Raw genomic sequence first — 12943 nt, 5'->3', positions numbered from 1 at the left:
CCGCAAAGTGCAGGAAAGGCCTGGAACAGGAATTAATGGAGTTTGTTTTGCTGCTCGATGAGCTGCTGAAGCTCGCGCAGATCATCCGCCAGATAGCTGAAAACAGAGGCGGAATAAATGTTTGATAGTGCGTGGCTGCGCTCATGCAGCATATTGATGTGCATGATTTGCGCGACGCGTGATGCGCGGGAAAGTCTGCGGTTGATTTCAGTCTGGATGTGACGACGCTCCGCGATAGCGCGGTGCTGTTTGCGGTCTGCCATGGTGTGGCCTCTTTGCTCGGTGATAGAAATAACTCACCATCCAGAGTTGAGAATCTCGGGGTGGCGAGACGTACAGGGTTCTCAACACCGGAGAGCAAAGAATCCGGCCCGACCGAAGTCGGCCCCGTACGCCCCGCCATAATTCTGACGCGAAAAAGACGTGGCAATACAGTACGCACAAAAAAACCGCTTGCGCGGTTATGCGCTTTGCTCTGTATCGGGTTGAGAATCCCGGCACCCGTTTTATGAGGTGCAGCGGAAATGTAACCTGACCGATTGAGGCATGGCAAGCGGTTTTTTTGTGTGTGCATGTTCTGGTTTCTTACTGGTTCAGAAAAAAATCAAAAACCTTGTCAATGCGTTGCAGCAGCTCTTGCTGTATTGCTTCCGGCGTTTCCGGTTCGCCCGGCGACTCCAATGTCGCGCAGAAATCAGCGATTTCATGATGGAGCGTCAGGCGAATGGCAGGAGCCGTGGTTCTGGCGTGCTCCAGCTCATCCAGCAGTGCCAGCACAGCAGACGGCGAGAGCATTGCGCGAAATGCCAGTAATTTTTGAGGCGTTGCCATTCGTTGCAGAGCAAATGCCAGTTCGCGTAGCTTCTGGTGGTTGATGTTGCTCATGTTCTGGCTTCCTTCAGTAGCTGGTTAAACATGTGAGTAAGTGGATTGCTACACCCGAACGGCATCGGGTTTACGTGGTAAGAAGCCTGGCCTCCTGTTTTGCGAGCGCGACCACCTGTGCTGCGGTTTGTTCTGATGACTAAGCCGCCACGCCAAAGTCGGCGTAACTCAGCATTAATGGCTGTGGTTGGAGTATTCAGTGCTGCGGCGATATCTCCGCCGCTACAACCCGGATGAGTAGCGATGTAGTCCAGAATGGTCATCTGCGTGGCTCCTGTACCTGTCGGATAAGATTCACCCGCGCCACGTTGGTGGCGCAGAAGTAAGTGCCGTCAGTGAGGTAGATGTGGTGTGCATCCTTTTCCGAACGATGTTTGTCGATAGTGGTAATCAGGCGTTCGTCGACCTCGTATTCGCGCCCTCTGGAGGTAAAGCGAACGACGGGAAAATGCTTAATTGCCATTGCGCCCCCTTTGTCCAGTAACCCTATGCGTTAAATACGGCACGTTGCGCGTCATCAATGAATACAGCTTGAGAGCGTTCTATCAGGCGGAGATTTGTCAGAAGCTCTGACTCTTTTGTGTGGTAAGGCGTTATCAGGTATTTGCCGTGCAGTTCGGCAATAATGGTGTATTGCAGCATCATTGCTGAACCAAGAATATAAATGCAGCGTCCAATGCTGGACGGATTCATGGCTGCAACTGTTGACTGTGTTTTAAGAGTGTCGATTTCTTTGCTCTGTTCCTCAATAATTTTGGCTGCGTCAGCGGTGATTTTTGCAATGGTCAGTGCGTGAAGTGCTGCCATATGTTGGCTACGCTTCACGGCATCTTTAGCCATTTCATCTTCCGCTTCTGATAATTTTTTTAATGTGTCGATAATGCCTTCTTCTTTTGCGTTCATTTTATATCTCCGTTATTTACGTGTGCGAATACCTCCGCGAATGCGGATAGTTTTCAGGTTTTCGGGTTTAATCTGGTGTTTTGTTTAAGCTGTTATTCGTCAGTGAAAAAGCGTTCAATCTTTTTTACTGAATGAATAATTCGCATAATCCCAATGGCGCAGGCCACCGAAATAATCAGAACAAGCCATGAGATAAATATACTCATGCGATATTCCCCAGCTTATACGGTTCAATATGTTCCCCGCATTCTGCGGCACAGATCAGCTCGGAAAGTTCGTTAAGTGCATCCAGATCATCAGCGTAAAAAGCGACGTCATACAAACTCCGGATTGCCCTGGTCAATGAATCACGGGCTGCACGTTCAGCATGAGCGCCTGATGCACTTAAGCGAAAATAAAATCGTTCAAGTGCTTTATTAATGAGAGTTTTATATTCTTTGCCCATCGCAACGCCCTTTAATCTGCTTTCTGAATTTCAGCTTCTGAATCCATACAAATAATTTCGATATAGGGTTCATCGCCATTAACCTGACGTGCCTTTTCAGCTTCGCTAATGATTTCTCGTACGGTCTGGTACGGAAGCTCCACAGTCAGGCGCGTACCGTTCAGATAAACGTAAGTAGCTGCGTTTTTTTCGGATGGAACAACTCCGTCAATGGCTGATGCGCGTAATAACAGTTCACCGCGAAAATCAATAAAACGGATAAATACACCTTGTGCATGCTCTTTGGTCATAAAGCACCTGTTATAAATCAGCCTGTTTAATAAAACTTTGCCCGCGAAGCAGACGATCAACCGTGCGAAGTGCTTCGTATAATGTGAAATCCTGCCCGAAGTGATTGTCGCCGCAGCTCAATGCAAAAATGCGGTTTCCGGTAAACGGATTGCGCGGGCATTTGTGGACCACGATTCCAGCTTTCTCAATCAGCCAGGCATGCTCGCCGATTTGTTTTACTGGGTAGCCATCCGGCGTTGCATGTGTATCACTCAGGCTGTAGCGGATGTTACTGCGTGATGCACTGGTAGCGAAACGGTTAGCGTGGCGTTCAGCACCATTACGAAAGCGTGAATTACGTTGCTGTTTCATATTCCGACTTGCCTCAATGTGTTGAAGATCTACAGTCCGATGTTTCTTGTAAGTTTAAAAATTACTTCGGCCATAACTTCACTAATTACTCCAGTATCCCGGTTGGCCAGTGCCACTTCCCATGCGGCTTTTGCTCGTGTAGGGTCTAGCCGACCTGATTTTTGTTGTGTAATGATGGAACGTAAATCGTCATATAGTTCTTTTATGGCTGTTTCTTTTGTCTGTGTGAGGTTATCCATGGCAACACCTTCAAATATTGATGTTTTTAATGAAACTGTTGGTAAAACTTTTGCGTTTCTTTATGAGTCATTTCCCCGAAAAGTAACCATTGATGTTTGTGCTTTAACCGGGGTTTCCGCTCCAACGTTTGAAGAGAAGGACCCGGCGGTCAGAAAGCAAAAACATGAAGCTCTTGTTCTTCGTTATTACTCCATTGAGTGGCTTATTGCTGCTGGTTATGTATCTGCCGATGCTGTTCCTTTTGAAAGTTTCGATAAGGCGGTACTTACGGCTAAAGGACTTGAATTATTGAAACTTGATCCAGAGTCACTTAAGCAATCGCTTGGAGATAAACTTGTCGATGCAACCAAGAGTGGGGCGATAGATGCAATAAAAAGCACCGCCTCATCTGCACTTACCACAGGTATCTCCTTTGCTTTTAAACACTTGTTTGGCTAATCGACTGATGCATCCTACATAACGTCCATTTTTGAAGTATCTACGGCGAAACCTCATGTGATGGGGTTCGCTGTTTTGCTGTTGCTTATTCATTTTTTGTGCCTCTATCCGATGAGCCAAATAACAAACGCTATGAGCACCGCACCAATGGTGATCGGAAAAAGACCTCTGGCATAAGCGGCGAGGTAATGAACGTTGAGAACAATAAAGCGTTCTTTTTGTCCTGTTAGCTTGCTAAGCAGATAAATCGCTATTACACCCACTTCTAGGAATACAAGGTCCAAAATGGCGCTGGTGATATTGCTGGTCATTTATGATTAAAGCCCCAGCCACAACAACCATGCATCGCGGCGTTCTTTCGGCTGATCAAAAAACGCTTTGCGCATACCTGCGTTAAATGCTGGCAGATATACCCAGTTTTCTGATGCTCGCGTCTTCACTGAACCTGGTTTCACAAAGTCAATCGTTGGTAACTTTGCAGCGTCAATCATGGTTCTGACGGTTGATTCTTTGCGACCAATCATCTTGGCAAATAGTTGATATGGCACCGCTTCAAGTGGATATGGTGCTACCTGAATGAACCCCTCAAGCTCTGATTCGCTCATTGTGGTAATCTCCTTAATTCGTCCAAATGGCCCAAAATGGCTTATATAGGCTTATTTTGGCTATTTGAATGTTTTGTATTACATGTAACCCAATAGCGTGGAGTTTAGATCACATATGATCCATAAATCAAGCCTTGGAGAAAAACTTCGCCTGATTCGAGAGGCAGAGGGATTGTCACGTAGAGAGATGGAAGAGGTGACAGGGGTATCTCAAAACAATCTCAAAAATTATGAAATATTGGGAAGAATGATACCTGGAGAAACGTTACTCCTGATTTTGAATCATCCTCGTTTTCGGAAGTATTCGGATTGGGTGATGTTTAATCAAACTAATGCTGCGACGGGGCAGATTGCTCCGCCTCTCTCTCTTGATGGCTTCTTCGATTCGGAGGGAGATCAGGTTTCAACCGAAACAAGCCAAAAATCACCCCGCTAAGGCCAGAAAACTGGTTAGACCTGCTCTTTGTCTGGTCTGATTATTGCTGGAAAGAGGCTGGAGAAATTGTAGAGCGGTTCATTGGAGGGCTTCGCAATGTCAATTAAGAAGCTCGAAGATGGTCGTTATTTGCTGGACATCAGGCCGAACGGACGCAAGGGAAAGCGCGTGCGTAAGGTATTTGACAAAAAATCGGTAGCGGTGGCCACTGAACGCTACATCATGGCGAACGCTGAAAAGCGGGAATATATACAGGGCTACCGTGATCGCCGAACGCTAAATGATTTGCTTGAGTTGTGGTGGATGTATCACGGTCAACACAGGCGTAAGGCGGAAGAAGACCGAAAACAACTGCGCAACATAATCAATGAGCTTGGCGCTGATATGCAGGCTGTGGATCTTGATAAGCTGAAAATTATCGCGTGGCGTTCTCAAAAGATAGCTGATGGATTGAAACCGTCATCTGCTAACAGGTACATGAATCGGTTATCCGGAATGTTTACCGTGCTGAAAAAAATAGGTCTTTGGGATGCAGAACATCCGGTAAGGGGAATTTCTATTCTTTATGTATCTCCACGAGAAATGGCGTTCCTGTCACAGAAGGAAGTTGCGTTATTGCTCGATACATTGGAGGGCGATTACTGGCGTGTTGCTCTTTTGTGTTTAAGCACAGGAGCGCGCTGGAGTGAAGCCTGTAAGCTCCGTGGTGAACAGATAGTTCATAACCGAGTGACGTTTCTTGAAACCAAAAATGGCCGAAAGAGAACAGTGCCAATTTCGCAGGCAGTTTGTGAGGCGATCAAAACCAGAGAAACAGGCAGCTTGTTTGAGGTGAAGTACCGGGAATTCTGTCTGGCGCTGAAAAGAGTTAAGCCCGATTTGCCAAAAGGCCAGGCTGCACATGTGCTGCGGCATACGTTCGCCAGCCATTTTGTGATGAACGGAGGAAACATTATTGCGCTTCAGAAGATTCTTGGCCACGCAACCATTCAGCAAACAATGGCATATGCACATTTTGCACCGGATTACCTGCAGGATGCGGTGGCCCTTAATCCGCTGAAAGGTGGCGTAAGTGTCCACGCAGTGTCCACGGGGGATTAATTTTATATAGCCTGAAACGGCTTAAAGGGCGATACTGAATAACAATTTTTCAGTATCGCCCGTCTAAATGGTTATGTTGTTATCTGTATGATTATGAATGTTTTTTCAGATTAAACAGCAGTTTGCAAATGGGCGTTTGTTGATAAAGGAGCCTTAGATTGTCAGAGACTGAAAAAGGGTTAAAAATCCTTGTTGATGAAAATATGCCTTATGCCCGCGAATTATTTAGTCGTCTGGGGGAGGTGAAAGCGGTTCCGGGGCGTCCAATTCCAGTTGCTGAACTGGATGATGCAGATGCTTTGATGGTGCGTTCGGTCACGAAAGTGAATGAATCTTTGCTGGCAGGAAAACCGGTAAAATTTATTGGCACCGCGACCGCGGGGACGGACCATGTCGATGAAGCGTGGTTAAAGCAGGCGGGAATTGGTTTTTCTGCTGCACCTGGCTGCAATGCGATTGCGGTAGTGGAATATGTTTTCTCGTCACTGCTGATGCTTGCCGAACGCGATGGATTTTCACTGCACGAGCGTACCGTGGGGATCGTGGGCGTCGGCAACGTCGGGCGACGGTTACAGGCACGGCTGGAAGCGTGGGGGATCAAAACATTACTTTGCGATCCACCACGCGCCGATCGTGGGGATGAGGGGGATTTCCGTCCTCTTGATGAACTGGTCGCGCAAGCAGACATTCTGACTTTCCATACGCCACTCTTTAAAGATGGTCCGTATAAAACGCGGCATCTGGCGGATGAAAAACTGATTCGCAGCCTGAAGCCGGGGGCAATTCTGATTAACGCCTGTCGTGGTGCCGTTGTCGATAATACCGCACTGCTGACCTGCCTGAATGAAGGTCAGAAGTTAAGCGCGGTGCTGGATGTCTGGGAAGGCGAGCCAGAACTCAACGTCGAGCTGCTGCAAAAAGTGGATATCGGCACGCCGCATATCGCGGGCTATACCCTCGAAGGTAAAGCGCGTGGCACAACGCAAGTGTTTGAAGCCTACAGCAAGTTTATTGGTCATGAACAGCACGTGGCGTTGGATACTTTACTGCCCGCGCCGGAGTTTGGCCGCATCACGCTGCATGGACCGCTCGATCAGCCGACGCTAAAAAGGCTGGTGCATTTGGTGTATGATGTGCGCCGCGACGACGCACCGCTGCGTAAAGTCGCCGGAATACCGGGTGAGTTCGATAAACTGCGCAAAAACTATCTTGAGCGCCGTGAATGGTCGTCTCTGTATGTGATCTGTGATGACGCCAGCGCGGCGGCATTACTGTGTAAACTGGGTTTTAACGCCGTTCATCATCCGGCTCGTTAATCTCTTCTTCATGCTCTCTGCTGTAACATAGGCAGGGAGCTTTGCATTTTCTGGAGTAAACCACCATGTCTGAAGGCTGGAACATTGCCGTCCTGGGCGCAACTGGCGCTGTGGGCGAAGCCCTGATTGAAACGCTGGCTGAACGTCAGTTCCCGGTTGGGGAAATTTATGCACTGGCACGTAACGAAAGCGCAGGCGAACATCTGCGCTTTGGTGGTAAGACAATCACCGTGCAGGATGCCGCCGAATTTGACTGGACGCAGGCGCAACTGGCGTTTTTTGTCGCAGGCAAAGAAGCGACCGCGACCTGGGTTGAAGAAGCAACCAACTCAGGCTGCCTGGTTATCGACAGCAGCGGATTGTTCGCTCTCGAACCCGACGTACCGCTGGTGGTGCCGGAAGTAAACCCGTTTGTACTTGCTGATTACCGTAACCGTAATGTTATCGCCGTACCGGACAGCCTGACCAGCCAGCTGCTGGCTTCTCTGAAACCGTTAATCGATCAGGGCGGATTGTCGCGTATTAGCGTTACCAGCCTGATTTCAGCCTCCGCACAGGGCAAAAAAGCGGTCGATGCGTTAGCGGGGCAGAGTGCGAAATTGCTCAACGGCATTCCGATTGACGAAGAAGATTTCTTCGGACGTCAGTTGGCGTTCAACATGCTGCCGTTACTGCCGGACAGGGAAGGTAGCGTGCGCGAAGAACGTCGTATCGTCGATGAAGTGCGCAAAATCATGCAGGACGAAGGGCTGATGATTTCGGCAAGCGTCGTGCAGGCACCGGTATTTTACGGTCACGCTCAGATGGTCAACTTTGAAGCTCTGCGTCCGCTGGCGGCAGAAGAAGCGCGTGATGCCTTTACTCAGGGTGAAGATATTGTGCTTTCCGAAGAGAACGAATTCCCGACGCAGGTGGGTGACGCTTCCGGTACGCCGCATCTTTCTGTGGGCTGCGTGCGCAATGATTACGGTATTCCAGAGCAAATCCAGTTCTGGTCGGTGGCCGATAACGTCCGTTTTGGCGGCGCACTGATGGCAGTGAAAATCGCCGAGAAACTGGTGCAGGAGTATCTGTACTAATGTCCGACCAGCAACAACCGCCAGTTTATAAAATTGCGCTGGGCATTGAGTACGACGGCAGTAGGTATTACGGCTGGCAACGGCAGAACGAAGTCCGCAGTGTGCAGGAGAAGCTGGAAAAGGCGCTCTCCCTGGTGGCGAACGAGCCCATCACCGTCTTCTGCGCCGGGCGTACTGACGCAGGCGTACACGGCACCGGGCAGGTAGTGCATTTCGAAACCACCGCGCAGCGCAAAGACGCGGCGTGGACATTAGGCGTAAATGCGAATTTACCTGGTGACATCGCCGTGCGTTGGGTTAAAGCTGTACCTGATGATTTTCATGCCCGATTTAGCGCCACGGCTCGCCGTTATCGCTACATCATCTACAATCATCGGCTGCGCCCGGCGGTGTTGAGTAAAGGTGTGACCCACTTCTACGAACCGCTGGATGCCGAACGGATGCATCGGGCTGCGCAATGCTTGTTGGGCGAGAATGATTTCACCTCATTTCGCGCGGTGCAGTGCCAGTCCCGAACGCCGTGGCGCAACGTTATGCATATTAACGTCACGCGACATGGTCCTTATGTGGTGGTAGATATCAAAGCGAATGCCTTTGTACATCATATGGTGAGGAATATTGTCGGTAGCCTGATGGAAGTAGGCGCCCACAACCAGCCAGAGAGTTGGATAGCAGAGCTGTTAGCGGCAAAGGACAGAACGCTGGCGGCAGCAACGGCGAAAGCGGAAGGGCTGTATCTGGTTGCGGTAGATTACCCTGACCGATTTGATCTTCCAAAACCGCCAATGGGCCCGCTGTTTCTGGCGGACTAATGAGAATAATGCTCTAAAAATTTCAGGCTGTAGCCAACGCAGTTACAGCCTGAGAAATGAAGAGTACAAGGCATAGGCAATTATGGACCTGATTTATTTCCTCATCGATTTTATTTTGCATATTGATGTGCATCTGGCTGAGCTGGTCGCAGAGTACGGCGTCTGGGTTTATGCCATTCTCTTTTTGATTCTGTTCTGTGAAACCGGGCTGGTGGTAACGCCTTTCCTGCCTGGTGATTCGTTGCTGTTTGTCGCTGGCGCGTTGGCATCTCTGGAGACTAATGATCTCAACGTCCATATGATGGTGGTACTGATGTTGATTGCTGCAATTGTGGGTGATGCGGTCAACTACACCATTGGGCGGTTATTTGGTGACAAACTGTTCAGTAATCCGGATTCGAAAATTTTCCGTCGTAGTTATCTTGATAAGACTCATCAGTTTTACGAGAGACATGGCGGCAAAACAATTATTCTCGCCCGTTTTGTACCGATCGTCAGAACGTTCGCGCCGTTCGTTGCGGGAATGGGCCACATGTCGTATCGTCATTTCGCCGCTTTTAACGTGATTGGTGCACTGTTGTGGGTACTGATTTTTACCTACGCAGGTTATTTCTTCGGCACGCTCCCTTTCATTCAGAGTAACCTTAAACTGATGATTGTTGGCATTATTTTTGTTTCAATATTGCCTGGAGTTTTCGAATTTATTCGTCACAAACGCGCTGCGGCCCGCGCCGCAAAATAAAAAGTAACTCCGCGGTTCGACCACTTTTTTATCCAAAGTTTCGGGCTGTTATGTTTTAATGTGCAACATTCATGGTCTGTTGGGGGCAAAAATGGCATTATGCGTCCCCAAAGATAAAACTGGCATCGAACCAGGTTCAGACAGAAAGGTCCCTAATGAGCTGGATTGAACGAATTAAAAGCAACATTACTCCCACCCGCAAGGCGAGCATTCCTGAAGGTGTGTGGACTAAGTGTGATAGCTGCGGTCAGGTTTTATACCGCGCTGAACTGGAACGTAATCTTGAGGTCTGTCCGAAGTGTGACCATCACATGCGTATGTCGGCGCGTAACCGCCTGCATAGCTTGTTAGATGAAGGCAGCCTTGTGGAGCTGGGTAGCGAGCTTGAGCCGAAAGATGTGCTGAAGTTCCGTGACTCCAAAAAGTATAAAGACCGTCTGGCCTCTGCGCAGAAAGAAACCGGCGAAAAAGACGCGCTGGTGGTGATGAAAGGCACTCTGTACGGTATGCCGGTTGTCGCTGCGGCATTCGAATTCGCCTTTATGGGCGGTTCAATGGGTTCAGTGGTTGGCGCTCGTTTCGTGCGTGCCGTTGAGCAAGCGCTGGAAGATAACTGCCCGCTGATCTGCTTCTCCGCTTCTGGTGGCGCACGTATGCAGGAAGCGTTAATGTCGCTGATGCAGATGGCGAAAACCTCTGCGGCACTGGCGAAAATGCAGGAGCGCGGGTTACCGTACATCTCCGTGCTGACCGACCCGACGATGGGCGGTGTTTCTGCAAGCTTCGCGATGCTGGGCGATCTCAATATTGCTGAACCGAAAGCGTTAATCGGCTTTGCCGGTCCGCGCGTTATCGAACAGACCGTTCGCGAAAAACTGCCGCCAGGATTCCAGCGCAGTGAATTCCTGATCGAGAAAGGCGCCATCGATATGATCGTCCGTCGACCGGAAATGCGCCTGAAACTGGCTAGCATTCTGGCGAAGCTGATGAATCTGCCAGCGCCTAATCCTGATGCGCCGCGTGAAGGCGAAGTGGTGCCACCGGTGCCGGATCAGGAACCAGAGGCCTGATAACTGATAAGGGCAGGGCCACTGGCTCTGCCCTTTTGCTATTTATTCTCCCCGTAACGAATCAGCGGATACCATGATTATCAAACGCACTCTTCAAGCCGCGTCGCCTCTGGCTTCGTGGCTTTCTTATCTGGAAAACCTGCACAGTAAAACTATCGATCTCGGCCTTGAGCGCGTCAGCCAGGTTGCCGCGCGTCTTGGCGTCCTTAAACCTGCACCGTTTGTGTTTACCGTTGCGGGAACTAATGGCAAAGGCACGACCTGCCGTACGCTGGAGTCGATTCTGATGGCGGCAGGGTACAGGGTGGGGGTCTACAGTTCGCCGCATCTGGTGCGTTATACCGAGCGCGTTCGTATACAGGGCAAAGAACTGGCGGAGTCGGCTCATACAGCTTCTTTTGCCGAGATTGAGGCCGAGCGCGGCGATATTTCTTTGACTTATTTTGAATACGGTACGCTGTCGGCATTGTGGTTGTTCAAAGAGGCGCAACTCGATGTGGTGATTCTGGAAGTAGGTCTGGGCGGTCGTCTGGATGCGACTAACATTGTCGATGCTGATGTTGCCGTGGTAACCAGTATCGCGCTGGATCATACCGACTGGCTGGGGCCAGATCGTGAAAGCATTGGTCGTGAGAAAGCGGGGATCTTCCGCAGCGAAAAACCGGCAATCGTCGGTGAACCGGAAATGCCTTACACCATTGCCGATGTAGCACAGGAGAAAGGCGCACTGTTGCAACGTTGTGGCGTTGAGTGGAATTATTCCGTCACTGACCATGACTGGTCATTTACCGATGCTCACGGCACGTTGGCGGGGTTACCGTTGCCACTTGTCCCGCAACCGAATGCCGCAACAGCGCTGGCGGCACTGCGTGCCAGCGGCCTGGAAGTCAGTGAAAAGGCCATTCGCGACGGTATTGCCAGCGCAATTTTGCCTGGACGTTTCCAGATTGTGAGCGAGACGCCACGCGTTATTTTTGATGTCGCCCATAATCCTCATGCGGCGGAATATCTTACCGGACGCATGAAAGCGTTACCGAAAAACGGGCGCGTGCTGGCGGTTATCGGTATGCTACATGATAAAGATATTGCCGGAACACTGGCCTGGTTGAAAAGCGTGGTTGATGACTGGTATTGTGCGCCACTGGAAGGGCCGCGCGGTGCCACGGCAGCACAACTGCTTGAGCATCTGGGGAACGGCAAACCATTCGATAGCGTTGCGCAGGCATGGGAAGCCGCAATGGCGGACGCTAAACCGGAAGATACCGTGCTGGTGTGTGGTTCGTTCCATACGGTCGCACATGTCATGGAAGTGATTGACGCGAGGAGAAGCGGTGGCGAGTAAGTTTCAGAATCGGTTAGTTGGCACTATTGTGCTGGTAGCTCTGGGAGTTATTGTGCTTCCAGGATTGCTTGATGGGCAGAAAAAACATTATCAGGATGAGTTCGCAGCGATCCCGCTGGTGCCGAAAGCGGGCGATCGTGACGAGCCAGATATGATGCCAGCCGCCACTCAGGCGTTGCCGACACAGCCGCCAGAAGGCGCGGCAGAAGAGGTGCGGGCAGGTGATGCCGCAGCGCCTTCGCTCGACCCGACAACCATTGCGGCCAATAATACCGTGTTTGAACCTGAGCCTGCACCGGTCGCTCCACCGAAACCGAAACCGGTGGATCCGCCTAAGCCGAAGGTTGAAGTGCCGCCCCCGCCGAAGCCAGAACCGAAGCCGGTTGTTGAAGAAAAGGCAGCGCCGACGGGGAAAGCCTATGTTGTGCAACTGGGCGCGCTGAAAAATGCCGATAAAGTGAATGAGATTGTCGGTAAGCTGCGTGGCGCGGGATATCGGGTTTATACTTCGCCGTCAACGCCAGTGCAGGGTAAAATCACCCGTATTCTCGTGGGGCCAGATGCCTCAAAAGATAAGCTGAAAGGATCGCTTGGCGAACTGAAGCAGATCTCTGGTTTGAGCGGCGTGGTTATGGCTACACGCCGAATTAATACGGTTTTACCTGATGCGACGCCAGCATGTCTTATCAGGCCAGTGCTGGAGCAGAACCGTAGGTCGGATAAGGCGTTCACGCCGCATCCGACAGCCGTTACCTGATGCGACGCTAGCGCGTCTTATCAGGCCAGTGCTGGAGCAGAACTGTAGGTCGGATAAGGCGTGCACGCCGCATCCGACAGCCGTTGCCTGATGYGACAGCYAGCGCGTCTTATCAGGCCTACGTCAGGGT

21 protein-coding genes and 1 pseudogene are annotated in these 12943 nt (G+C 50.5%); 10 read left to right on the top strand and 12 right to left on the bottom strand.

The annotated features are described in order from the left end of the window. Positions 1 to 32: 32 nt before the first annotated feature. The 10 genes from FFT88_RS25595 to FFT88_RS09675 form a co-directional block, all read right to left on the bottom strand. Positions 33 to 263, bottom strand: a complete 231-nt coding sequence (locus FFT88_RS25595; RefSeq protein WP_135404705.1) for a derepression protein — start codon at positions 261 to 263, stop codon at positions 33 to 35. Between the two features lie 322 nt (positions 264 to 585). Then, the gene (locus tag FFT88_RS09715; protein WP_135404706.1) at positions 586 to 885 is read right to left on the bottom strand and encodes an ead/Ea22-like family protein; all 300 of its coding nucleotides are present in this window, start codon (positions 883 to 885) and stop codon (positions 586 to 588) included. Next, on the bottom strand, positions 882 to 1148 hold the full coding sequence (locus FFT88_RS09710; RefSeq protein ID WP_135404707.1) for a MarR family winged helix-turn-helix transcriptional regulator: 267 nt from the start codon (positions 1146 to 1148) through the stop codon (positions 882 to 884). Before FFT88_RS09710 ends, FFT88_RS09715 begins: the two co-directional genes overlap by 4 nt. Further along, a complete protein-coding gene (locus FFT88_RS09705; RefSeq protein WP_000985157.1) occupies positions 1145 to 1348 on the bottom strand; it encodes a hypothetical protein in 204 nt (67 codons plus the stop codon). The genes FFT88_RS09710 and FFT88_RS09705 overlap by 4 nt, the downstream gene beginning before the upstream one ends. A 23-nt stretch (positions 1349 to 1371) precedes the next feature. After that, positions 1372 to 1788 carry a hypothetical protein gene (locus FFT88_RS09700; RefSeq protein ID WP_033816535.1) on the bottom strand — a complete coding sequence of 139 codons (417 nt, stop codon included), beginning with the start codon at positions 1786 to 1788 and terminating at the stop codon, positions 1372 to 1374. Positions 1789 to 1880: 92 nt separating this feature from the next. Next, positions 1881 to 1994 (bottom strand): hypothetical protein, encoded by a 114-nt coding sequence (locus FFT88_RS09695; protein ID WP_000021654.1) that lies wholly within the window; start codon positions 1992 to 1994, stop codon positions 1881 to 1883. Then, positions 1991 to 2233 (bottom strand): DUF4754 family protein, encoded by a 243-nt coding sequence (locus tag FFT88_RS09690; RefSeq protein WP_000514277.1) that lies wholly within the window; start codon positions 2231 to 2233, stop codon positions 1991 to 1993. Before FFT88_RS09690 ends, FFT88_RS09695 begins: the two co-directional genes overlap by 4 nt. A gap of 11 nt (positions 2234 to 2244) precedes the next feature. Beyond that, positions 2245 to 2523, bottom strand: coding sequence for a hypothetical protein (locus tag FFT88_RS09685; RefSeq protein ID WP_000159462.1), 279 nt, complete (start codon positions 2521 to 2523; stop codon positions 2245 to 2247). Positions 2524 to 2533: 10 nt separating this feature from the next. Then, positions 2534 to 2875: a DUF4761 family protein gene (locus tag FFT88_RS09680; protein WP_033816536.1), complete on the bottom strand. Its 342-nt coding sequence runs from the start codon at positions 2873 to 2875 to the stop codon at positions 2534 to 2536. Between the two features lie 29 nt (positions 2876 to 2904). Then, a complete protein-coding gene (locus FFT88_RS09675; protein ID WP_025672304.1) occupies positions 2905 to 3114 on the bottom strand; it encodes a hypothetical protein in 210 nt (69 codons plus the stop codon). Here FFT88_RS09675 and FFT88_RS09670 point away from each other — a divergent pair. Next, complete coding sequence (locus FFT88_RS09670; RefSeq protein WP_000235157.1) at positions 3113 to 3553, top strand: hypothetical protein; 441 nt, start codon at positions 3113 to 3115, stop codon at positions 3551 to 3553. The genes FFT88_RS09675 and FFT88_RS09670 overlap by 2 nt on opposite strands. A gap of 104 nt (positions 3554 to 3657) precedes the next feature. Here the strand turns inward: FFT88_RS09670 and FFT88_RS09665 are convergent, their stop codons facing one another. Further along, positions 3658 to 3864 (bottom strand): hypothetical protein, encoded by a 207-nt coding sequence (locus FFT88_RS09665; protein ID WP_033816537.1) that lies wholly within the window; start codon positions 3862 to 3864, stop codon positions 3658 to 3660. Between the two features lie 6 nt (positions 3865 to 3870). Beyond that, the gene (locus FFT88_RS09660; protein WP_000004248.1) at positions 3871 to 4158 is read right to left on the bottom strand and encodes a Cox family DNA-binding protein; all 288 of its coding nucleotides are present in this window, start codon (positions 4156 to 4158) and stop codon (positions 3871 to 3873) included. 115 nt (positions 4159 to 4273) lie between these two features. Between FFT88_RS09660 and FFT88_RS09655 the strand changes: the two genes are divergently transcribed. The 9 genes and pseudogenes from FFT88_RS09655 (at position 4274) to dedD (ending at position 12707) form a co-directional block, all read left to right on the top strand. Beyond that, on the top strand, positions 4274 to 4594 hold the full coding sequence (locus tag FFT88_RS09655; RefSeq protein WP_033816538.1) for a helix-turn-helix transcriptional regulator: 321 nt from the start codon (positions 4274 to 4276) through the stop codon (positions 4592 to 4594). A gap of 96 nt (positions 4595 to 4690) precedes the next feature. Next, positions 4691 to 5695 (top strand): tyrosine-type recombinase/integrase, encoded by a 1005-nt coding sequence (locus FFT88_RS09650; RefSeq protein WP_135404709.1) that lies wholly within the window; start codon positions 4691 to 4693, stop codon positions 5693 to 5695. A 158-nt stretch (positions 5696 to 5853) separates the two neighbouring features. After that, positions 5854 to 7011, top strand: coding sequence for a 4-phosphoerythronate dehydrogenase PdxB (gene pdxB / locus FFT88_RS09645; protein ID WP_135404710.1), 1158 nt, complete (start codon positions 5854 to 5856; stop codon positions 7009 to 7011). A gap of 65 nt (positions 7012 to 7076) precedes the next feature. Further along, positions 7077 to 8090, top strand: a complete 1014-nt coding sequence (locus tag FFT88_RS09640; RefSeq protein WP_130207262.1) for an aspartate-semialdehyde dehydrogenase — start codon at positions 7077 to 7079, stop codon at positions 8088 to 8090. After that, positions 8090 to 8902, top strand: coding sequence for a tRNA pseudouridine(38-40) synthase TruA (gene truA, locus FFT88_RS09635; protein ID WP_135404711.1), 813 nt, complete (start codon positions 8090 to 8092; stop codon positions 8900 to 8902). The genes FFT88_RS09640 and truA overlap by 1 nt, the downstream gene beginning before the upstream one ends. An 82-nt stretch (positions 8903 to 8984) precedes the next feature. Further along, positions 8985 to 9644 carry a DedA family protein gene (locus tag FFT88_RS09630; RefSeq protein ID WP_000364330.1) on the top strand — a complete coding sequence of 220 codons (660 nt, stop codon included), beginning with the start codon at positions 8985 to 8987 and terminating at the stop codon, positions 9642 to 9644. Between the two features lie 155 nt (positions 9645 to 9799). Further along, positions 9800 to 10714, top strand: a complete 915-nt coding sequence (accD, locus tag FFT88_RS09625) for an acetyl-CoA carboxylase, carboxyltransferase subunit beta (protein WP_064526523.1) — start codon at positions 9800 to 9802, stop codon at positions 10712 to 10714. 73 nt (positions 10715 to 10787) lie between these two features. Next, positions 10788 to 12056, top strand: coding sequence for a bifunctional tetrahydrofolate synthase/dihydrofolate synthase (gene folC, locus FFT88_RS09620; RefSeq protein WP_135404713.1), 1269 nt, complete (start codon positions 10788 to 10790; stop codon positions 12054 to 12056). Beyond that, positions 12046 to 12707 (top strand): annotated as a pseudogene (dedD, locus tag FFT88_RS09615) (cell division protein DedD). The gene folC and the pseudogene dedD overlap by 11 nt, the downstream one beginning before the upstream one ends. Positions 12708 to 12943 lie beyond the last annotated feature (236 nt).

It is taken from the genome of Escherichia sp. E4930 (assembly GCF_005845405.1).
In the GTDB taxonomy this organism is placed as follows: Bacteria; Pseudomonadota; Gammaproteobacteria; order Enterobacterales; family Enterobacteriaceae; genus Escherichia.
Note: the sequence above shows the minus strand (reverse complement) of the source record. Positions and strands in the feature narration are given on the sequence as shown.

Coding starts and splice junctions, on each gene's coding strand:
- FFT88_RS09630 (WP_000364330.1), top strand. CDS start 8,985: ATGGACCTGATTTATTTCCTCATCGATTTTATTTTGCATATTGATGTG.
- FFT88_RS09705 (WP_000985157.1), bottom strand. CDS start 1,348: ATGGCAATTAAGCATTTTCCCGTCGTTCGCTTTACCTCCAGAGGGCGC.
- FFT88_RS09685 (WP_000159462.1), bottom strand. CDS start 2,523: ATGACCAAAGAGCATGCACAAGGTGTATTTATCCGTTTTATTGATTTT.
- FFT88_RS09670 (WP_000235157.1), top strand. CDS start 3,113: ATGGCAACACCTTCAAATATTGATGTTTTTAATGAAACTGTTGGTAAA.
- FFT88_RS09715 (WP_135404706.1), bottom strand. CDS start 885: ATGAGCAACATCAACCACCAGAAGCTACGCGAACTGGCATTTGCTCTG.
- FFT88_RS09690 (WP_000514277.1), bottom strand. CDS start 2,233: ATGGGCAAAGAATATAAAACTCTCATTAATAAAGCACTTGAACGATTT.
- truA (WP_135404711.1), top strand. CDS start 8,090: ATGTCCGACCAGCAACAACCGCCAGTTTATAAAATTGCGCTGGGCATT.
- FFT88_RS09700 (WP_033816535.1), bottom strand. CDS start 1,788: ATGAACGCAAAAGAAGAAGGCATTATCGACACATTAAAAAAATTATCA.
- FFT88_RS09640 (WP_130207262.1), top strand. CDS start 7,077: ATGTCTGAAGGCTGGAACATTGCCGTCCTGGGCGCAACTGGCGCTGTG.
- FFT88_RS09650 (WP_135404709.1), top strand. CDS start 4,691: ATGTCAATTAAGAAGCTCGAAGATGGTCGTTATTTGCTGGACATCAGG.
- FFT88_RS09675 (WP_025672304.1), bottom strand. CDS start 3,114: ATGGATAACCTCACACAGACAAAAGAAACAGCCATAAAAGAACTATAT.
- FFT88_RS25595 (WP_135404705.1), bottom strand. CDS start 263: ATGGCAGACCGCAAACAGCACCGCGCTATCGCGGAGCGTCGTCACATC.
- FFT88_RS09695 (WP_000021654.1), bottom strand. CDS start 1,994: ATGAGTATATTTATCTCATGGCTTGTTCTGATTATTTCGGTGGCCTGC.
- FFT88_RS09710 (WP_135404707.1), bottom strand. CDS start 1,148: ATGACCATTCTGGACTACATCGCTACTCATCCGGGTTGTAGCGGCGGA.
- folC (WP_135404713.1), top strand. CDS start 10,788: ATGATTATCAAACGCACTCTTCAAGCCGCGTCGCCTCTGGCTTCGTGG.
- FFT88_RS09680 (WP_033816536.1), bottom strand. CDS start 2,875: ATGAAACAGCAACGTAATTCACGCTTTCGTAATGGTGCTGAACGCCAC.
- FFT88_RS09655 (WP_033816538.1), top strand. CDS start 4,274: ATGATCCATAAATCAAGCCTTGGAGAAAAACTTCGCCTGATTCGAGAG.
- accD (WP_064526523.1), top strand. CDS start 9,800: ATGAGCTGGATTGAACGAATTAAAAGCAACATTACTCCCACCCGCAAG.
- FFT88_RS09665 (WP_033816537.1), bottom strand. CDS start 3,864: ATGACCAGCAATATCACCAGCGCCATTTTGGACCTTGTATTCCTAGAA.
- FFT88_RS09660 (WP_000004248.1), bottom strand. CDS start 4,158: ATGAGCGAATCAGAGCTTGAGGGGTTCATTCAGGTAGCACCATATCCA.